Genomic DNA, 20,650 nt, shown 5'->3' with positions numbered 1-20,650 from the left:
TCAGTTGTTTTTGTCGGCGCCAACACTGGCCTCGATACTGATCTGTTTGTTGTCAGGCACTTCGGTATAAGCCAATACCCGCATATCCGGAACGCTGTGACGAACAAAGCGGGACAGCATGGGGCGCAAGGGTGCGGCAACCAAAAGAACCAGCGGTTTGCCTGCCATTTCCTGCTTCTGGGCTGCATTAATCAACGACTGTTGCAACCTGTCTGCCAAGCCCGGCTCAATAAACGCACTGTCATCAGCGCCAGCTTTTTGTGCCTGTTGAACGGTATTTAGCAATAACTGTTCCAAACTAGGCTCAAGCGTGATTACAGGCAGGTTGCGCTCGTTGCCAATGATGTTTTGGACGATTTGACGGCACAGCGCCACCCTTGCCATGGCCGTCAAAGCGGCGGGATCTTGACTCTTTATCCCACTGCCCGCCAAGGCTTCGGCGATGGAGCGAATATCGCGAATCGGCACCCGCTCGCGCAGCAGGTTTTGCAACACCTTAAGCAACGCGTTGATGCTCAGCGTGTTGGGCACCAACTCCTCCACCAATTTGGGCGATGATTTAGCCAGCATATCCAACAGCTTTTGCACGTCCTCATGGCCGAGCAACTCAAAGGTATGCTGCTGCAGAATTTGATTGAGATGCGTCGCCACCACCGTACTCGGGTCAACCACGGTATAACCCAGAGTTTGCGCCTGCTCGCGTTGGTTAGGGTTGATCCAGATGGCATCCAAACCAAAGGCGGGATCTTTGGTTTTTAACCCCTCCAGCGAACCAAAAACCTGCCCGGGATTAATCGCCAATTCACGATCCGGGTAGACATCAGCCTCGGCCATGGACACACCCATCAAGCTAATGCGATAACCAGTGGGGTTAAGGTCAAGATTGTCGCGAATGTGCACCGACGGAATAAGGAAGCCCATTTCCTGCGACAGTTTTTTGCGAACACCTTTGATGCGACCCAGTAATTCGCCACCCTGGTTTTTATCCACCATCGGAATCAAGCGATAGCCAACTTCCAAACCGATCACATCGACAGGCTGTACATCGTCCCACCCCAACTCGGGCGCCTCGGGAGTGCCGGCTGGCAATGCGGGCGTCATACGCTGCGGCGCAATGGTCGCCCCACCCTGCCCACCGCCTGGTGCATCACCAGCCAAGCGAGTACCTGCGGGAATAAAAGAATTGTCCTCAACGGCTGCAGGCTGCTGTTTACGCCAGTGGATGTAATAAGCAAGGCCGACACAAATAGAACCCAAACCCAAAAAGGCAACGTGCGGCATACCGGGAATCAACCCCATCACGATCAGCATGATTCCCGAAACAGCTAAGGCTTTAGGAGCCGCAAACATCTGACTGACTACCTGCGCCCCCATTTCATGGGCACTGTTAACGCGAGTCACCAAAATCGCCGAGGCTACCGACAGCAACAGTCCGGGAATTTGTGCAACCAGACCATCGCCAATAGTGAGGATGGTGTATTTTTCAAAGGCTTCGCCAAATGGCAAATCATGCTGGGCCATACCAATCGCCAAGCCACCAAAAATATTGATAAACATAATCATGATGCCTGCAACCGCATCACCGCGAACAAACTTGCTCGCACCGTCCATCGCGCCGTAAAAATCCGCTTCGGAAGAGACTTCCTGACGACGGGTACGCGCCTGATCCTGATCGATCAAACCCGCGTTCAAATCCGCATCAATCGCCATTTGTTTGCCGGGCATTGCATCCAGGGTAAAACGCGCACTCACTTCGGAAATACGGCCCGCACCCTTGGTTACCACCACGAAGTTGATGATCATCAAAATGATGAACACCACAATACCCACCGCCAAATTTCCGCCAATAACTACATGACCAAAAGCTTCAATTACTTTCCCCGCTGCATCGCCTCCGTTATGACCTTCAAGTAAAACTACGCGAGTGGAGGCAACGTTCAAGCCGAGGCGCAACAGGGTGGCAATAAGAAGAATCGCGGGGAATGCGGCAAAATCCAGCGGGCGCATGGCATACACAGACACCAGCAACACAACGAGCGCCAGGGCAATATTGAAGGTAAAAAACATATCCAATAGCAGCGGCGGAATCGGCAAAATAATCATCGCCAACAGCATCATTAGCAAAATGGGAATTCCCAAATTGCCACGCCCCATACCGCGCAATGAACCCAGCGCGGCTCTGCCGTTGAAGTTATTCAGTTGGTTAAACGATGGTAAGGCCATAAGCACGGATTCTTGACGGTGAAATCATTTACCTGTGCTTATCGCAAGAAGTGTACCGATTCATAGCAATCGCTTAAAAAAGTACGGCGATAAATAAAAAGTACAGCGATAAAAAGTGCAGCGATTAATCCACCTCACCCGAGGCGTTGTAACGCAAGTCGCGCGGGACGTTGATATTGCGGGGATAAGCGGGCCTGTCACCCTTGCCTTTGCGGTAATTGCGCAGCTGGAATACGTAGGCCAATACCTGGGCAACTGCGAGGTACAGGCCGGAGGGAATTTCCTGATCCACTTCGGTGGTGTAGAAAATCGCGCGCGCCAATACCGGCGACTGAATAATTTCAATATTGTGCGCTTTAGCGATTTCGCGAATTTTTAGCGCGGTGTGATCGCCACCTTTGGCAATCATCAGTGGCGTTTCCATGGTTTCGGGGTCGTATTTTAACGCGACCGAAAAGTGTTCCGGGTTGGTGATGATCACATCGGCTTGCGGTACATTGGACATCATGCGGCGCTGCGCCATTTCGCGCTGCAATTGGCGAATACGGCCTTTGACTTCAGGTTTACCATCCGTATCTTTGGATTCGTCTTTTTGATCCTGCCGCGACATTTTTAATTTTTTGTTGTATTCAAAAATCTGAATCGGCACATCAATCGCCGCAATCGCAATGGTAGTCGCGCAGAGTGCAATGGTGGCGAGGATAGATATTTCCAATGAATGAATGATGGCGACATTGGTGCTTTCATCCACCAAGCGAAACATGTCTTGCGCAAAAAACTTCAGGATAAAAATAGTGCCGCCCAAAATAACCAGTACTTTGGCAAGCGCTTTTAATAATTCAATGAGGGATTTCACCGAGAACATCCGCTTGATACCCGCGATAGGGTCCATGCGGTTGAGTTTTGGCTCCATGGCTTTGGTGCTGTAATTCCACCCACCCAATGCGATAGGGCCAACAATGGACGCAACAAGTAATAAAACCATTAAGGGCGCAATACTAAACAGGCCGTCGTAAATAGCCGCCGCAAGGTGGGCGATCATGGCATTGGGGTCGTAAATAGCCGCGCGCGTGAGGGTAAAACTTTCACGGCTGATCCCAATCAGTTTGTTGCCCATAAATTCTGCAAAAACATACAGGCCTATGGCCGCCACCATTAACACTGCCGTAGTAGTAAGGTCGCGTGAACGGGGAACCTGCCCCTCTTCGCGCGCCTTCTCAAGTTTTCGGGCACTGGCCTCTTCCGTTTTTTCCTGGCTGCTGTCGTCATCTTCGGCCATAGGTTGCTCCTATAAAACCCTAAGGGGCAGCCCCTAAGGAGTTAGTGCCAAAGTACGCAGCACACCTATGCCCTCTTCCATAATGTCAAAATACACTGGCAGGAAGTTGGCGAAGGTAAACCACATTAAAATAAAACCGAGAATAAGCGTGATGGGAAAACCCACCGTAAATACGTTCATCTGTGGTGCTGAGCGGCTCATCACACCAAATGACATATTTACAATTAATAGCGAGGTAAACAGTGGCAAGGTAATTAACAGAGCCGCACTGAATAACCAGGAACCCATACCCACAATGGTCGCAAAGTGCGCGCTATTTATACCCGCACCACCGATAGGAAACGTAGTAAAACTATCCACCATTAATTGCAAAACGACTAAATGGCCATTAACACTGAGAAATAGCAACGTGGACAAGAGCAAATAAAACTGCGACAAAATAGTCACGCTCACGCCACTGGAGGGATCATTCATCGCCGCAAAACCCAAACCCATTTTCATTGCAATAAACTGCCCGGCCAATACAAATACGTGCATTACCACCTGCATACAAAACCCGAGGGCGAGGCCAATTAACACCTCTTGAATCACCATCATAAAACCCTGTGCCGATAAAAAAGACACTACGGGCGCTGGTGGTAATACGGGCACCAGAATGATTACCGTGAACAGCGACAAAATAATACGCACCCGCGCAGGTACTGTACGTGCGCCAATAACTGGTACCGCAAAGTAAAACGCACTAATGCGCAGTAACGGCCAGATATACTGACCGATAAATTGCATAAGTTGTTCTTCGCTGATAATCAGTTCTTGCATATGGGCAAATCGCTACGGAAGGTGGTTTTGCGCTAACCGATAAGGCTGGGCACGCTGGAAAACAAACGGTTAAATAAATCCATAAATTTATTAAGCAACCAAGGACCAGCAATCATCAGGGTAATAATAGTGACGATCAAACGCGGCAAAAAACTCAGTGTCTGCTCGTTAATTTGGGTTGCCGCCTGAAACATGCTCACCACCAACCCCACAATCAAACCGGGGCCGATAATCACTAATAACATCAAAATAGTGAGATAAAAGGCTTCGGCAAATAAATCCATGACGACTTCGGGCGTTAGCATAAATCCTCCGTCACACGCCGTAACTGGCAGCAAGTGTACCCACAATCATCGCCCAGCCATCCACCAACACAAACAGCATAATTTTAAACGGCAGGGAAATAATCAGCGGTGACAACATCATCATGCCCATGGCCATCAATACACTGGCCACCACTATGTCGATCACCAAAAAAGGAATGAAAATAATAAAACCAATTTGAAACGCGGTTTTTAATTCGCTGATGATAAATGCCGGTACCAAAATGCTAAACGGTGTTTCCTCTGGCGTGGCGATAGGCGGGTGTTTTGCAATGCCCATAAACAGCGAAATATCCGACTCGCGGGTTTGCGCAATCATAAACGCGTGAAACGGTGCGGCCGTTTTTGCCAGCGCTTCCTGTGCACCAATTTGCTGATTGATGTAGGGCTGGAGCGCATCCTGATTCACTTTGTTTAATACCGGCTGCATGATAAACAGGGTTAAGAATAGCGCGAGACCAATCAAAATTTGGTTTGACGGCGACTGCTGCAAACCCAGCGCCTGACGCAAAATAGAAAACACGATAATAATGCGCGTGAATGAAGTCATCATCATCAATAATGCCGGCAAAAATGTCAGCGCCGTCATGATGGCGAGAATTTGCAGCGTTACTGTGTACTCTTGCGTGCCATTCGGATTGGTTTTTACCGTCAGTGCAGGCAAACCAGGAATAGCAGGTAGGCTGCCAACATTACTCGGCGATACTTGTGTTAAGGGTAAACCACCCGCTGTTGGATCTGCCACATTGGGCGTATTGGTTTGCGCCAATGCAGTGCCCGCCAACAACAGTAGAAATAATATTGCGACTGTATTTAATACCTGTCGGAATTGATTGTGCCATTGAGCATTCATAAGACTACCTTGTTGCCGAATCGTCGCTGTTATTATTTTTTCCGCCGGTCGCACCAGAAGATTTTTGCTGCAAAATTGTCATTAATTTACGACTAAAATCTGAAGCACCTGGCTCCCTTTCCGGCAACACCACGGGTTCATTAAACACATGCAAGGTATTGATTGCCGCGGCAGTTATGCCCAAGAGCAACTGTTGCCCGCCAGCTTCAATTAACACTATGCGCTCGCGAGTCCCCAAAGGCATTGTTGCGATAATTTTAATGTGTTGATTCTGGGTAAAGCCGCCCTGACCAAAACGTTTTACAAACCAGGAGATGGCAAAGATCAACACAATAATGCCAAACAGCGCCATAACCACACTTACCAAATGGCGGCCACCGCCAATAGGTGTAGCGTTAATCGCCGCCGGGCTTGTTGCAACAGGTGTTGTTGCGATTGATGTTGTAGCGGATGGTGTTGTAGGGGATGTTGCGTTTGATTGTATGGGCGATGCAGTTGCAGCGACCGGTGCATCGCTTGCGGGATCGGCATAAGCGTACAGCGCTATGCAACATAGCCCCGCACACAGCAACCGTTTTAAGTTCATAAACAATGCGGGGCTCATGGTATTTCCTAACGCAATTTTTTAATGCGCTCTGCGGGGCTAATCACATCGGTCATACGAATACCGAATTTTTCATTGACCACAACTACTTCACCGTGCGCGATCAAAGTGCCGTTGACCAATACATCTAACGGCTCACCAGCAAGGCGATCCAATTCAATCACCGAACCTTGATTGAGCTGTAATAAATTGCGGATGGTAATTGAGGTGCGCCCTACTTCCATGGAAATAGAAACAGGAATATCCAAAATCACATCCAGATCAGGGCTACCCGCTGCTTGCTTGAGCGGTTCGTTTTTTAATTCGTCAAAAGTAACCGCATTAGCCATGGCCTCATCCACATCGGCCTGTTCAGCCATCGCCGCAGCCCAATCGTCCGCCATTGAATCCTGATCGATATCATCACTTGCCATTTTTTTCACCCTTAGAAGCCGCGTGGCTTTCGCCTTTCATAGTTGCGATTTGTTCTGCCTTAGTGCCCGTAATATTGTAAGCACTACTGCGATCAATAAATTCACGAATTTTCAACGAGAGAAAACCGTTGGACTGCCCCAATTGCGTTCTGAACATGGGCACACCATTTGCCGTGAGTACGTGATAATCCGGGAACTCTACGGGAATAATGTCGCCTTCTTTTAAATCCACAATATCGCGCAAGGTAATATCGCGGCGCACTATGTCGCATTCCAAATCTACTTTGGCGGAGAGCACATCTTCGCGCAGCGCTTTTTCCCAGCGTTCATCATGCTCATCGCTATCGCTTTGTAAACCGGCATCCAACACTTCGCGAATGGGTTCAATCATGGAGTAAGGCACAGTAATGTGCATTTCACCCCCACCCCCATCCAGTTCGATATGGAAAGTACTGACCACCACCACTTCACTCGGGCTAACAATATTGGCGAGTGATGGGTTTACTTCCGAGTGCACATATTCAAAATTGATGGGGAAAACGGCTTTCCAGGCTTCGGTTAAATCCACAAACGCCTGATTCAATACCATTTGCACCACCCGCAATTCCGTTGGCGTAAATTCGCGTCCTTCAATTTTTGCGTGACGGCCATCGCCACCAAAAAAATTGTCCACTAATTTAAATACCAAACGCGCATCCAGAATAATTAATGCCGTACCGCGCAGCGGGCGAAACTTCACCATATTTAAACTGGTAGGCACATAAAGTGTGTGCACGTATTCGCCAAACTTTTGAATTTGCACGCCGCCAACCGAAACATCGGCGGTGCGACGCAACAGGTTGAACATACTGATGCGAGTGTAACGCGCAAAACGTTCGTTGATCATTTCCAGCGTAGGCATACGCCCACGCACAATACGATCCTGACTGGTCAGGTCATAGGTTTTGACCGTACCCGGTTCTATGTCCGAGTCGGTATCTATATCGCCGTCATCGACACCATGAAGGAGCGCGTCAATTTCGTCTTGCGAGAGTAAATCTTGCACGGCGGTTTCCTTATTGCATTACAAAATTGGTGAACAGAACTTGCTCAATCGTCGCGAGCGGGACTTCTTTCTCGGGGTCGCTGGCAGCCAGTGCATCCTGTTCTTTTTTTAGCAGTGCTTGAATAACTACCAAGGAGTCGGCTTTAAGTTGCTCTTTACCTTCCGGCGTTTGCAACTCATCAAAATTTTTACTGCTTAACAACATCACCAAGCCGTTGCGAATAGCGGGCATGTGCAGGGTTAATAAACTTTCCAATGCCGGGTCGCGGTATAAAAGTGTAATCGCTGCCTGTAGATAACGCTGACGACCGTTAACGGTAAAGTTAATGGTGAAATTGGGGGTCATTTCAAAATAAATAGCCGGAGCTAAGGTAGGTGCAGGTGCTTCATCAGCGGCTGGAGTTTCGGCGGCGGGTGGTGACAACATTTTAAGCGCAATCACAGTCCCCCCCACAGAAAGCGTAACCAGTGCCACAGCCACACCAATCATCAATAGGAGTTTTTTCTTTTTCTTGGTTGCATCGGCATCAGCGCCGGCATCGTTTGCTTTTTTGGGGGCCTGAGCCATGTCAAAACTCCGTCACTTTCTTGGGCTAATAGCGGACTTAAAAGAGGTCGAGCAATACTTATGCCAGTATCGCCCTAGGAAGCTTAGCAGTGGAACCGGGCTTTGCGAAGTTTAGCGCGGGAAATAGCCTATAAAAGCGAGAAAAAACAATGCGCTAGCGTGTGCCCTGAATCAGGGGCACACGCCAGAATGCTTATGCAATGGAGGATTGAGTGTTTAAGAAAGAAAGTTTGGATCAGGCGTAATGATCCACCAAGCGATTAGAGACAAGTATCGAACTGGTTAATGGCGCAAGCTCCTCATCCTCTGCAGCTGATGTTCCATTTTTTCTCGCTTCACCCCGCTCCTGATCTTGCTGGGCAAACGATTTATCCGAGACATCAACATCCACCAGATTTAACCCCTGCTCCGAAAACATCTCGCGCAAGCGGTTTAATTGTTGATCCAATACTTCGCGCACCGCAGGGTGAGGACTGGTGAAGCTGACGTTTACCTGCTCCTGATTAACGCTGACTCTCACCTGCATCGGCCCCAGCTCGGGTGGGTCGAGGCGAATTTCTGCTGCACTGACATTTTGCGCCGCCAGCCATAACACCCGCTCACCTACCGCCTGACCCCATTGCGGTTGCCCAAGAGCGACCGGCACACCGGTTTGCACCACAAAACTTCGTGCCGCCGGTGACGGAGCTTCATTCAAGCGACTGAGCGCCTCCACGGCAGGAGCCGCAGCAGTTAATGCCTTGGGCAAATCCCCTGCCGGTGAGCCTTTATCCAGCGAGCTGGCACTGGCTTCAGCCAGCTTGTTCATAATGGTTTTGGCGTTCAGTAACAGCAAATCGGGGTTATCTGACACCTCCCCATCAGCCACTAACAATTCCGAATCACCCTCTTGTGAAAGCGCCAAGATTTCCCCTTCCGCCATCAACTCAGGGGTTAGCAAGTTTGTAGATACGCCATTATTAGCCAGCGATGTTAGGGGTGACGCTGCAGTACCACTGAGGGGCGTACCAGACATAGCTGCCAACTGATTAGCAAATGCTGGAGGCAATATCGCCTCAGTATCAGCTGCCGGGTTTAACACCCCCGCAAGCTGAAGTTCAGACACCAATTCCGGCGTAGTTTCAGCAAGCGAAACTCCCGGTTGTTCCAGGCTCAGCAGAAAACCCTCTATATTTTCTTCCAGCGGCAGGCTGGTAGCATCGGTATTTGTCACGATTAGCTGGTCATCAACCAATTCCGTTAGGAGCGCGGCTTCTGTATCTGTCGATAGTCCAGATGCTAACCCCTCCTCAACTAATACCTCTTCAGTGAGTTGCTCACCCTCTGTAGCAGACACTTTCGCGTTAGGGGACTGATGGTCGTTACTGGTTGAATGAGAGCTGTCGGAGGCAGGCGTTGTTGCTGTGGGACGCTCCTGGTGGTTATCGCTACGGGCGCGGGCTTGCGCAGGAATATCAGGCTTTGGTTCTTGCACGTCAGGGCGATGTGAATCGGTGCGCGCATGAGGTTCGGCACGGGCTGCCGTTGGTTCAGGCTTGCGGGCGGCAACTTTTGGCCGCAGCTGCTCCAGGGTATTTTGAAAGCCCTCAGCGGATGAGGTTTGGCGTTGGGGCTTGGCCGTTTTTTTGGGTGCTGTGCTGGCGTTGCTTGTGGCCAGCAGACTATCCAAGAGGTTGCCGTTATTCATCAATTACTCCTGACCTGATCGCGGCAAGGGTTTGCCGCAAGATCAACTAAATAGTTCGGTTCAGGAGGTGAATTGCAAGGTAGGTGCCAAACTGGCTAATCAAGAGCGCGTAACAGCTCCTGCACATGAGCGAACTCTTGTTCGATCTCTACAAGATCCTGCTCAAGCTGTTCAAAGTTATTGGCCATGGCTTTCTTTTCAAGGCTCAAACACAGGGTCATTAAGCGCAGCGCGCCAATGTTGCTGCTACTGCCTTTAAAACTGTGCGCGGCGCGGCGTATAGGGTCCGCCTCTGTGCCGCTCACCACTTCACGCAATATTAAAATGCGGTCGTTGGAATCCTGAATGAAGGTGTCGATCAACAAGCCAAAATCGTCTTCCATAACTTGGCGCAAGGTATTCAGGGTTTCGTAGTCCAAATGTTCCATGGTTCGGCCGCTCGCACTTATTGGTTAATCATCACTTACCCAGGAAAAATCGACCTCGACAATGTTGCCAGAGCCAAGATAAGTAACCCTACCACAAAGTTTCTCCACCAGTGCGATACCCCGGCCACTGTAGCCAAAGGTTGATAAGGTGTTCACAGCACGCTCACGGTAATCAAAACCTTCACCACTATCCTCAATACGAACCTTTAACAAACCACCGTTCTCGTTGGTTTTGTGGGTGATGTGAATACGCACAAAACCATCAGCCACTGTGTTAATCCGCTCTTCGCGCAAGCGATAGTAATCGGCAAAGCCTTCCGCGGTGGATTTCAAGCTGGAGTCCAGCTTTAACACCCCGTGATCCAGAGCATTGGTATAAAGCTCGGCGAGAATGGTGTAGAGCGTGCTGCTAAACGCTCGCAGGCTGGGCACCTCCATCAATACATTCAACAACATAGGCAGAGGGTCAAATACTTTAAAGCTGGTGGGCTTTACTTCAAAACCCATCGCCCATTCAATTTCCGAATTGCCAAATTTATCGCTCGCTTCCTGCGCAAAACTATTTACCCGCGCCGGTTCATCCATGCGGATTTCCAACAGCGAAAGATCGTCGTCCTTTTCATTGCTGCCCACAAATTGCTGCACGCTTTCGATAATGTCGTTAAACAAATTTTCCGGCTGGCGATTGTTGGTGAACACGGCTTGTAAGCGCTCCTCACCAAACATTTCACCCGCAGTATTACGCGCTTCGTGAATGCCGTCCGACCAGGCAAAAATGCGATCCTCTTTTTCCAGATCAAAGTATTCACAGTTATCTTTAAACGCCCGGTTAGACAACACCCCCAAAGGCAAGTGGGTGGATTTAACTACACTCACCCGGCGGTCTTTATGGTGATAAATAAAACAATCCGGCAAGCCGCCATTCCAAATTTTCAAGTGTTTTTTGCGGAAATTAATATCCATGATTGTCGCGCAGCAGAATATGCCCACGGGCAGGATATTTTTTAGCTTGGCGTTTATCTCGCGCAAAATATCCGTCATGGAAAAACCTTTGGGCACCATCCCGTAAAAGGTAGACGCCAAGGGCATAGCGCCTATCGCAGCAGGCAATCCGTGACCGGTGAAATCGCCGAGCAAAACCATCATGCTGCCCGAGGGGCGCATGGCTGCCACTAATACATCACCATTAAATACCGCGAGCGACGACAAAAAGTAACGCACGTTGCCCGCATTCAAACATCCACTGTGGGCGACATTATCAAACACGTGCTTGGCAACCGTTTGCTCCTGCAGCAAGCGATTGTTGTACTGCACAATTTGGTCGCGCTGGGTAAGCATAGTGCTATGCATTTCGCGCATGCGGTTAAAGGATTTGATCTTGGCTTGCAGAATGACGCGATTGTAGGGTTTGGAGAGAAAATCGTCGCCGCCGGCATCCAGGCACTGCACCAGCGATTCAGTATCAGACAGGGAGGTGAGAAAAATAATCGGGACTAATTCATCGCCCGCCAACTCTTTGATTTTACGCGCTGCACCAAAGCCATCCAGCTCCGGCATCAGCGCGTCCAATAACACTATGTCGGGCTTTTCATCGGCGTAAACAGCGATAGCTTCAATACCGTTGCGTGCAGAAACCACACTATGCCCTTCCTTACGCACAATGCTTTCAAGAATCAGGCGGTCTGTATCTGTATCGTCAGCAACCAGAATTTTAAGACGGCGCACTTCATTCATAGGATCGCATCCATACAGCACATAAACCGCAGATCAAGAGAGGCAAAAAACCTTTACTGGATATCAAACAGTTGTTCAAAGTTAGAAATTAATAAAATCTTTTTCACATCGGGAGCGCAATTCACAATTTGGATATTGGACTGCTCTCCACCAGCGTAGTCGCGTAACAGCAACAACATGCCCAGCGCTGAACTATCCAGGTAGGAAGTACCCTGCAGGTCAACACGGTAGTGAATGGGGGTTTGGGTTAATTTTTCATACGCGCTGCGAAATTCCTGATGGGAACTGAAGTCGAAGCGACCTTGGATGTATATCGTGACTTGATTGCCATCAGGGGATACTGTTGACGTGATCGCCATGTCTTACCTCTTCAAAAAACGTCCGGACATTTCCAATTCAACAGCTCTTTTTGACGGTTGTTACGGAGCCAGGGGAGCTGTATTTGCTAAGGATAGACTATAAAACCACGCACCAAGGCCAAATTCATTTTTATTCCTGTGCGCGCCTATTCTTTGTCCAATTCATAACCTATTCAGAGGCTAGTGCCTTCAGGTGCTGTCCCGCTGGCGCTGCAACTGTTGCGCGCTGAGGTCATCCAGCTCTTTTTGTAACAGCTTGTCGGCAATCAGGTTGTCCTCATGCTGCAACCGAACAATAAGTTCTTCAATCGACTTGCGCTTTTGATGCTTTACGCGCCACTGCTGCTGTAGCGATTCCAACAGCCTGGTCATACGCGCCACCTTGGCTTCCTGCTCAGTGCAGGCCTCATTCAAGCGATGGATAAAACTGCTGTAGTTGATTAATTCATGGGCGAGAATTCCCTCGCGCAGCGCGCCTTGGGCATTCAGGTATTGGGCGGCATAGTCGCGCAGCTCAACCAGTTGCCGCTGCTCCAGCACCAACTGCTCACGATACTGGCTCAGTTTGTTGGCGGCTTCATCCTCTTGTTTTTTGGCAAGGGATACCACCACCTGCATGCGTTTTGCGCGTGATTCAGCCATAGGTTATTCGCTTGGATTATCAGCCCGGAAAGGAGGCACTATTTATTGCGATGCTGGGCCGCCAGTGGGCTGGCACCCTTGGAGTTGGCAGGTGGTTTGAGCAGCGCTTTCAGGTTGGCGATTGACTCAGGCATATGCACCCCCTGACGAATTCCCTGCTGGATAAATGCGCGCAAGTGTGGGAAACGCTCAATCGCCATATCGGTTTCCGGGTCAGCACCCGGCGTGTAGGCACCGATGGCAATCAAGTCGCGATTTTGTTGGTAGCGCGACAACAACTGTTTGAAGCGCTGCATCATTTTTAAATGCTCATCGTCCACAATATTTTGCATCGCCCGGCTGATAGAGGCCTCTACATCGATTGCAGGATAAACCCCCTCCTCCGCCAAACGCCGTGACAGCACTACGTGACCGTCAAGAATCGCCCGCGCCGAGTCGGCAATGGGGTCTTGCAAGTCATCGCCTTCAGTCAATACGGTGTAAAACGCGGTGATAGAACCCTCGCCCTGCGCTGCGTTACCGGCGCGCTCAACCAATTGGGGAATTTTGGCAAACACCGAAGGCGGATAACCTTTCGTGGCCGGTGGTTCGCCAATCGCCAGTGCAATTTCACGCTGCGCCTGGGCAAAACGGGTGAGTGAGTCCATTAGCAACAACACATTCAAACCTTGATCGCGGTAATACTCGGCGATACGACTGGACAACTGCGACGCACGCAGGCGCATTAGGGGCGCATCATCGGCGGGGGATGCCACCACTACCGCACGGCGCAACCCCTCTTCGCCCAGGATATGGTCGATAAACTCTTTCACCTCACGACCACGTTCCCCGATCAACCCAACCACTACCACGTCGGCGGTGGTAAAGCGGGTCATCATGCCCATAAGTACACTTTTACCCACGCCTGAACCGGCCATCAGCCCCAAGCGCTGACCGCGCCCGACGGTAATAAGGGCATTGATCGCACGCACACCCACATCCAGCGGTTCGCTGATCGGGTGACGCTGTAAGGGGTTTATTTCGCGGGGATTAAAATCGAGGAACTCATCGCCAATCAAAGGGCCTTTGCCGTCGAGTGGCTGGCCTATACCGTTCACCACACGCCCTAACAACTGCGGACCAATGCGCATACCCATTTGGGTGGCGACAGGTACTACCCGTGCGCCCGGCTGTAAACCTTCCACCCGTTTGATGGGCATTAAAAACACTTTATCGCCCGCGAAGCCCACCACTTCGGCTTCGATACGGCGGTTATCACTATTGATAATTTCACATTGGCGACCGACGGATACGTTCAAACCCACCGCCTCCAGGGTCAAACCCACCGAGCGCGTAATCCGGCCTTCGGCCTGTGGCTCTATAGGCGTGACTTTGCGCGGCGCATATCCGCGCAGGCGCGAACTGATTGACGAACGCTCAGCCATGGCGATCAGGCCTCATTGCCCGGTTCAGGAAGTGCCGAACCTTTTATCGAAGAACCTGCCGACTCAGCGGCGGAATGCGCATCAAGATAATCGTCATCTTCATCTGCATCGTCACCCGATGCCAATTGTTTACTCACAAACTGTTCCAGCAGGGTTTGCAAGCGAGTGGACACAGAAAAATCCACCCGGCTCTCAGGCGTTTCTATACGGCAGCCACCGGGCAGTAATTCGCCATCGCCAAAAAATTGCCAGTCGAGTTGTTGTTCGGCGGCATAGGTTTCAACTGCCGCCAGGTCATCGGGATTCAGGCAGACACGAATATTTTTACTGCCGATGGGTAAGGCATTCACCGCACTTTTTACCAGTGCAGTGATATGGGAGGAGTCGGTTAAAAGCTCGCGCTGCACCACACTTTGGGTCAGGGTACAAATCACATCCAGCAACAGGTTTTCTACGTCGTCATCCTGTGCTGAAAGCGGCTCCAGTAAGGCGTTGGCCAACTTTTGAAAACGCTGTTGCTCCGCCACCAACTGCGCACGCATTTCCATCAAGCCCTGCTGGCGCCCCGCTTCAAAACCTTCGCTGTTGCCTTTGGCAAAACCTTCTTTGTGGCCTTGCTCAAAACCGTCTTTTTCGGCGCTATCAAAAATTGCCTGCATTTCTTCGGCGGTCATACCCACTTGCGGTGGGGCTTCTTGCGGAATTTCTACTGTCTCAATCGTTTCCTGTTCGCGACGCAATAACCGCTCACGGCGCTCACGGGCTTCTTTTTCGGCGGAGGATAACACCCGCCCATTATCCGACACCGGTGGCAGCACCCAGGCAGTAACGTTATCTGCATCCTCTGCGGCGATGCGATTGGGCAAGCTGTTTTCCGACATGGATGACTCTCATTAACGCTGAATAGATACCCGCGCTCCCGGGTATGACAACAATATTTATGACAACAATATTTTCATGGTTTACACCATTTGATCGCCACCACCGCCCAGCATAATTTCGCCCGCATCGGCCATACGGCGCGCGGTAATAAGAATTTCTTTCTGCGCTGCTTCCACGTCTGCCAAGCGCATTGGCGGTTTGGTTTCCAGATCGTCCCGCAAGAGTTCGGCCGCGCGTTTGGACATATTTTTGAAGATTTTTTCCTTGAGTTCGTCGTCGGCGCCTTTGAGCGCCACCACCAACACATCGGATGACACTTCGCGCAACAGCGATTGAATGCCGCGATCGTCCACATCTTTGAGATTGTCGAACACGAACATAAGGTCTTGGATCTGGTTGCCCATGTCCTCGTCGATTTCCTTGATGCCTTCCATCAATTCGGCTTCGATAGAACCGTCGAGGTTGTTCATAATTTCCGCCGCCACTTTGTAACCGCCCATGGCTTTGGTTTGCGATGCCGCGTTGCCGGAGAATTGTTTTTCCAGAATATCGTTCAATTCCTGCAGCGCGCTCGGCTGTACTGTATCGAGCGAGGCGACGCGCATCATAATGTCCAGGCGCACTTTCTCGGGGAAATACGTCAGGATTTCAGCGGACTGATCCGCTTCAAGGTAGGCGATTACAATCGCCTGGATTTGGGGGTGTTCGTTGCGGATCATATCGGACACCGAACGCGCATCCATCCACTTGAGGGTATCCAAACCGGTGGTATTGCCGCCGATTAAAATACGGTCGATCAAGCTATTGGCTTTGTCCTCGCCCAGCGCCGTCACCAACATCTTGCGGATGTAGTTATCCGCCCCCACACCAAGGCCGGTCAGGGTGCGCACTTCATCCAGAAAATTCCCCAGCACTAACTGCACCTGGGATTGCTGCACATTCTGCAACTGGGTCATGGCACCGCCAATGCGCTGCACTTCTTTTGGCCCCATGTGCTTGAGAATCTCGGCGGCATCGGCTTCGCCAAGCGACATCAATAAAATGGCAGCTTGGTCGACATAGCGCATATTGAGCTTGGGTTTAGCGACCGCCTTATCGTTGGCATCAGTCATCGCGATTTATCCACTGTTTAACCACCTGGGCAACACGACCCGGGTCGTCGGCAATCAAGCCTTTAATTGCATTGAGTTGTTCTTCGTAGCCCTGTTCTGGCCCGGGCAACATCAGCGCATGGCCGCCAGTCAGGGTTACTGTTTCATCCGACATGCCATCCAAACCTGCCGCACCCGCCGCTTCCAGCGCGGCCAATTGGCGCGCCTCTTCCTCTTCGGCAATCGCGCCACCTTGTTTGGCAAGGCTTTTGAACATAGGGCGCAACAAACCAAATACGATCAATAAAATCACCAACACACTGGCGATGTATTTCATATTCGGAATAATCCATTCCTGCCACCAAGGCACTTGCTCCATGCTCGCGCCAGGATCAAGTACACGGTTGGCAAAGGGGGAATTCAATACATTCACACTGTCACCGCGTACCGCGCTAAAACCAACGGCATCGCGTACCAGTATAGACAAACGTTCGAGTTCAGCCTCTGTCCATGGTACCGCGCTTTCTACACCCTCGGCGTTTTTAACAATTTTATCGTCCACCACCACTGCTACCGTCAGGCGTTTGAGTGTGCCCTGCTGGTGTTTGGTGTAGCTAACAGTGCGATCCAACTCGTAATTGCGCGTAGCTTGTTCGCGATTATTGGTGGGGGTGGCTGGCGGAACAGGTTGCCCAGTAGCCGGGTCAATTTGTTCGGGCGCCTCAGCAGTTCCCGGTGGTTGATTCGTTAAAGCGCCGGGAATACCGGCGGCCACATCACCCGCACGGCGCGTTTCATTTAACACCTGTTCGGAGCGAATAGCAGGCAAGTCGGGGTTAAAGGTTTCTGCTGCCTGCTCTACTGCCGTGAAATCTACATCCGCACTAACTTCTGCACGGAATTTTCCACCACCAACAACAGGCTCCAAAATGCCATTGATGCGACGGATGATACTGGTCTCAACTTCTTTGGAGTATTGATGCTGTTTGGCCGCCAGTAATAAATCCGCGCTTTCCTCACCAGTCGATAATAAATTACCGTGCTGATCTACCACTGTCACATCGGCCATATTCATGCCGGGCACTGAGGATGCCACCAAATTCATAATGGCCTTCACTTGCGCAGCGTCCACTGACCTGCCCGCAAACACCTCCACAAAAACCGATGCGGTTGGGTTGGCAGTATCGCGCACAAATACGGTTTTTTTCGGAATTGCTAAATGCACGCGCGCGCTGCGAATACTATTGATACTGGTAATGGTGCGCGCCAACTCGCCTTCAATACTGCGCTGATAACGAGTATTTTCAACAAATTGACTAGTGCCGAGGGGCTGCTCTTTATCCATCAACTCAAAGCCCTGGGTCGGGCTGGAAGGCAAACCAAATTCAGCAAGTTTAAGGCGGGCCATGTGCACATCTTCCGCTGCCACCAGAATTGCACCGCTGCTTTGATCCACCTTGAAGTTAATTTGATTTTGTTCAAGCACATCCACCACGTTAGCGGCATCCAAATTATCCATGCGGCCGTAGAGCGGGCGGTAATCATCACCCTGCATCCACATCACAATCGCAAAACCAATGGCAACGCTGGCCGCCAGTGTCACCATCAATCCGATCTGGCGCAGCAAATTCAGATTACTGAGGCCTTCTAAAAAATCGCCACCCAAACGTGGTTGGGCGGGAGATTTTTCTGTACCTGTGGTGGCGGGAGTAGCCATAATTTTTATACCTTATCGATAATGTGCTTGCGGTAATTCTGTAAAACCTTAACCAATAAAAAATGCGCAATAAAAGTGATCAATTAAATAGGCATATTCATGACATCACGGTAAGCGTCGATCAGCTTATTGCGCACTTGCACCGTCGCTTGAAACGCCACCGAGGATTTCTGCGAGGCAATCATCACATCGGTAATGTCCACCCCTGCCACACCGCGCTCATAAGCTTCTGCCATAGCGCTAGAGGTTTTTTGCACATCGTTAACTTTATTGACTGCTTGCGTCATTAAATCGCCAAAGCTGGGAACCTTGGTGGTTCCCTCTACTGGCAAAGCGCCCAAGCTGCGCATTCCATTCGGTACATCACCAACCCCTTGCGGGCGTTGGAATGCCTGGGTTTGCGCTTTCATGGCACGCATATCACCCAATAGCCTGCTGATATCAACGCGATCAGTCATGATGTAAATCCCCTGTTGCTCTATTTATGCCGGGCGACAATAAATTGGCAGTTCACCCGTAAATTTCATCTCTGCAGGGGATTTTGCACAAAGCAGGCCAACATTTGCCGCTCGGCAACCGCTTGCCTGTTGCGCGCCAATATTGGGTATGGATTAATCAATTTGTCGCGTTTTGTTCATCGCTTTGTCATTGAGCATCACTAAGCTTGCCCGTGCTGGACTCGACCATTCGCATTAACAGGAGATAGGCATGAATCTGCTCACTATGCACAACGAATTGGAAATGATTGATGAGGCCATGGCAAATTTTATTGCCGATGTAGTGGTATCAAAAAGCAAGAAACAAAAAATACGCCGCAACATGGAATGTCGCCGCAAACTGGAAGAGAAATGGGAAGAGCGGAAACTGCGCAGGGAAACCAGTGAATACGAATTTGAATTTATGCACTAGCCAAATACACATCGAAATAAGCTCAAACAAAAAACGCCCGCTGGTTTAATTACCGGCGGGCGTTTTTAGTAGATCAGAGCAAACAAGATCACTCGGTAATTTCGTAACCTTCTTCGCGCAAACGCGCAATTTTATAACGCAGGGTGCGCGCACTAATACCTAAACGCTCGGCAGTATTTTTGCGACTGCCGCGCTCGTTACGCAGGGTATTCATAATAATTTCGTATTCGCGCTGTTTAAGGTCATTACCCAAGGCGGGATTATTTAATGACGAATGCTGCACCGGTTGATTACTTACCAACGCCAAGTGTTCGCTATTCACCGCACCGACAGAAAATTGACTGGCGCGGAAGCTGGCATTGGCAAAAGCCTGCGCCGCAAAAGATGGCTGCCTGTCTCCTCCGTCATCCATAACTGGGTTAACCGCCTGCGCCGCTTGCAGTAAATTCGGTTTCTGGCTGTAGTTGGTGGGGCTTTGTGAATAAGTGCCCTCACCGCCCAAGCCTAAATCTTCCGCTTGAATAGTTTTACCCGGCTGCAAAATTAATGCGCGCTGCATAATGTTATCCAACTCACGCACATTGCCCGGCCAAGGGTAAGCCAGCAACATTTGCTGCGCGGAAGGCGACAAATTAACACCGCGACGATTTTGTTTGTGTGCGTGTTTTTGCAACAGTTTTTCCGCCAACGGAATAATATCTTCCATACGATCGCGCAACGGCGCCCACTGCAAAGGCAATACACTTAAACGGTAATACAAGTCTTCGCGGAATTTTCCGGCGACGACTTCATTACGCATATCGCGGTTAGAGGTGGCGATAACGCGCACATCCAACTTAATTGTTTTGCGGCCACCCAAGCGCTCCACTTCGCGCTCTTGCAATACGCGCAGCAATTTTGCTTGCAAGCCTATATCCATTTCCGAAATTTCATCCAGCAGCAAAGTGCCGCCATTGGCCTGCTCAAATTTACCGGGGCTGCTGGTGTGCGCGCCGGTATAAGCACCTTTTTCATGGCCAAACAACATGGCTTCCAGCATATTTTCCGGGATCGCGGCGCAATTAATTGCAATAAAGGGTTGATGGCGACGCGGTGAATGATCGTGAATATAACGCGCTAAAACTTCTTTACCCGTACCCGATTCACCCACCACTAACACAGTGGAATCCGACTGCGCCACACGCTGTGCCAAACGCAATAGCTGCTGACTGGAGGGTGCTATCGCCACCGGTTCATCGCCGGAAATTTGCGCCACACCTAAATGCCGCGCTACCGTTTCTACCAATGTTTGTGGTGCAAAGGGTTTTACCAAATAATCCACTGCGCCCTGCTTCATCGCCTCAACCGATTCGCTGATGCTGGCGTAGGCGGTAATTAACATCATGGGAATTTGCGGGTAATCCTGCTTCACGCAACGCAGTAAATCGTGCCCGCTCATGCCACCCATATTCACGTCGGAGACAATCATGCGAATATCGCTGTAGAGCGCAAGCTGTTTCAGCGCCTCTTCCGCACTGTTCACCGCAATCACAACGTAATCCGCCAACTGCAGCGTATCGGTTAAGGCTTCGCGCAGATTATTGTCATCTTCCACGACCAATACATTAATCGCATTTTCAAAGCCAGCTTGTTGCAATGCTAAGGCCATGA

21 protein-coding genes are annotated in these 20,650 nt (G+C 50.4%); 1 reads left to right on the top strand and 20 read right to left on the bottom strand.

Annotation, left to right across the window (positions count from 1 at the left end):
• The 19 genes from flhA to fliE all read right to left on the bottom strand — a co-directional run bounded on the left by flhA (window position 1) and on the right by fliE (window position 18,549).
• Window positions 1–2,223: a flagellar biosynthesis protein FlhA gene (flhA, locus tag D0B88_RS12480; protein ID WP_151057543.1), complete on the bottom strand. Its 2,223-nt coding sequence runs from the start codon at window positions 2,221–2,223 to the stop codon at window positions 1–3.
• Between the two features lie 124 nt (window positions 2,224–2,347).
• Window positions 2,348–3,502 carry a flagellar biosynthesis protein FlhB gene (gene flhB / locus D0B88_RS12475; protein ID WP_007640905.1) on the bottom strand — a complete coding sequence of 385 codons (1,155 nt, stop codon included), beginning with the start codon at window positions 3,500–3,502 and terminating at the stop codon, window positions 2,348–2,350.
• A gap of 33 nt (window positions 3,503–3,535) precedes the next feature.
• Complete coding sequence (fliR, locus tag D0B88_RS12470) at window positions 3,536–4,321, bottom strand: flagellar biosynthetic protein FliR (protein ID WP_007640904.1); 786 nt, start codon at window positions 4,319–4,321, stop codon at window positions 3,536–3,538.
• Window positions 4,322–4,353: 32 nt separating this feature from the next.
• Window positions 4,354–4,626, bottom strand: a complete 273-nt coding sequence (fliQ, locus tag D0B88_RS12465; RefSeq protein ID WP_040391667.1) for a flagellar biosynthesis protein FliQ — start codon at window positions 4,624–4,626, stop codon at window positions 4,354–4,356.
• 10 nt (window positions 4,627–4,636) lie between these two features.
• Entirely contained in the window at window positions 4,637–5,497 is an 861-nt protein-coding gene (gene fliP / locus D0B88_RS12460) for a flagellar type III secretion system pore protein FliP (RefSeq protein ID WP_151057541.1), read from the bottom strand.
• Window positions 5,498–5,501: 4 nt separating this feature from the next.
• A complete protein-coding gene (gene fliO, locus D0B88_RS12455) occupies window positions 5,502–6,101 on the bottom strand; it encodes a flagellar biosynthetic protein FliO (protein ID WP_151057539.1) in 600 nt (199 codons plus the stop codon).
• Between the two features lie 8 nt (window positions 6,102–6,109).
• Window positions 6,110–6,514 (bottom strand): flagellar motor switch protein FliN, encoded by a 405-nt coding sequence (gene fliN, locus D0B88_RS12450; protein ID WP_007640894.1) that lies wholly within the window; start codon window positions 6,512–6,514, stop codon window positions 6,110–6,112.
• Complete coding sequence (fliM, locus tag D0B88_RS12445) at window positions 6,504–7,559, bottom strand: flagellar motor switch protein FliM (protein ID WP_007640893.1); 1,056 nt, start codon at window positions 7,557–7,559, stop codon at window positions 6,504–6,506. The genes fliN and fliM overlap by 11 nt, the downstream gene beginning before the upstream one ends.
• 10 nt (window positions 7,560–7,569) lie before the next feature.
• On the bottom strand, window positions 7,570–8,127 hold the full coding sequence (locus D0B88_RS12440; RefSeq protein ID WP_151057537.1) for a flagellar basal body-associated FliL family protein: 558 nt from the start codon (window positions 8,125–8,127) through the stop codon (window positions 7,570–7,572).
• A 235-nt stretch (window positions 8,128–8,362) separates the two neighbouring features.
• Window positions 8,363–9,814 carry a flagellar hook-length control protein FliK gene (locus tag D0B88_RS12435; RefSeq protein WP_151057535.1) on the bottom strand — a complete coding sequence of 484 codons (1,452 nt, stop codon included), beginning with the start codon at window positions 9,812–9,814 and terminating at the stop codon, window positions 8,363–8,365.
• A 95-nt stretch (window positions 9,815–9,909) separates the two neighbouring features.
• Window positions 9,910–10,242, bottom strand: coding sequence for an Hpt domain-containing protein (locus D0B88_RS12430; protein ID WP_151057533.1), 333 nt, complete (start codon window positions 10,240–10,242; stop codon window positions 9,910–9,912).
• A 24-nt stretch (window positions 10,243–10,266) separates the two neighbouring features.
• Window positions 10,267–11,976 carry a fused response regulator/phosphatase gene (locus D0B88_RS12425; RefSeq protein WP_007640874.1) on the bottom strand — a complete coding sequence of 570 codons (1,710 nt, stop codon included), beginning with the start codon at window positions 11,974–11,976 and terminating at the stop codon, window positions 10,267–10,269.
• A 53-nt stretch (window positions 11,977–12,029) separates the two neighbouring features.
• A complete protein-coding gene (locus D0B88_RS12420; protein ID WP_007640872.1) occupies window positions 12,030–12,335 on the bottom strand; it encodes an STAS domain-containing protein in 306 nt (101 codons plus the stop codon).
• A gap of 189 nt (window positions 12,336–12,524) precedes the next feature.
• The gene (gene fliJ, locus D0B88_RS12415; protein WP_151057530.1) at window positions 12,525–12,977 is read right to left on the bottom strand and encodes a flagellar export protein FliJ; all 453 of its coding nucleotides are present in this window, start codon (window positions 12,975–12,977) and stop codon (window positions 12,525–12,527) included.
• Window positions 12,978–13,015: 38 nt separating this feature from the next.
• Window positions 13,016–14,401, bottom strand: coding sequence for a flagellar protein export ATPase FliI (fliI, locus tag D0B88_RS12410; RefSeq protein ID WP_007640869.1), 1,386 nt, complete (start codon window positions 14,399–14,401; stop codon window positions 13,016–13,018).
• 5 nt (window positions 14,402–14,406) lie between these two features.
• A complete protein-coding gene (locus D0B88_RS12405) occupies window positions 14,407–15,282 on the bottom strand; it encodes a flagellar assembly protein FliH (protein ID WP_151057528.1) in 876 nt (291 codons plus the stop codon).
• A gap of 81 nt (window positions 15,283–15,363) precedes the next feature.
• Window positions 15,364–16,350 (bottom strand): flagellar motor switch protein FliG, encoded by a 987-nt coding sequence (fliG, locus tag D0B88_RS12400; protein ID WP_369728428.1) that lies wholly within the window; start codon window positions 16,348–16,350, stop codon window positions 15,364–15,366.
• A 37-nt stretch (window positions 16,351–16,387) separates the two neighbouring features.
• A complete protein-coding gene (gene fliF / locus D0B88_RS12395) occupies window positions 16,388–18,091 on the bottom strand; it encodes a flagellar basal-body MS-ring/collar protein FliF (protein WP_007640863.1) in 1,704 nt (567 codons plus the stop codon).
• Between the two features lie 83 nt (window positions 18,092–18,174).
• The gene (gene fliE / locus D0B88_RS12390; protein WP_007640861.1) at window positions 18,175–18,549 is read right to left on the bottom strand and encodes a flagellar hook-basal body complex protein FliE; all 375 of its coding nucleotides are present in this window, start codon (window positions 18,547–18,549) and stop codon (window positions 18,175–18,177) included.
• 250 nt (window positions 18,550–18,799) lie between these two features.
• On the opposite strand from fliE, the gene D0B88_RS12385 reads away from it, so the two are divergent.
• Window positions 18,800–19,000: a PA3496 family putative envelope integrity protein gene (locus D0B88_RS12385; RefSeq protein ID WP_151057526.1), complete on the top strand. Its 201-nt coding sequence runs from the start codon at window positions 18,800–18,802 to the stop codon at window positions 18,998–19,000.
• A gap of 88 nt (window positions 19,001–19,088) precedes the next feature.
• On the opposite strand, the gene D0B88_RS12380 is transcribed toward D0B88_RS12385, so the two are convergent.
• The gene (locus D0B88_RS12380; protein WP_151057524.1) at window positions 19,089–20,648 is read right to left on the bottom strand and encodes a sigma-54 dependent transcriptional regulator; all 1,560 of its coding nucleotides are present in this window, start codon (window positions 20,646–20,648) and stop codon (window positions 19,089–19,091) included.
• Between the last annotated feature and the right edge of the window lie 2 nt (window positions 20,649–20,650).

Source organism: Cellvibrio sp. KY-YJ-3 (assembly GCF_008806955.1).
Classification (GTDB): Bacteria; Pseudomonadota; Gammaproteobacteria; order Pseudomonadales; family Cellvibrionaceae; genus Cellvibrio.
Note: the sequence above shows the minus strand (reverse complement) of the source record. Positions and strands in the feature narration are given on the sequence as shown.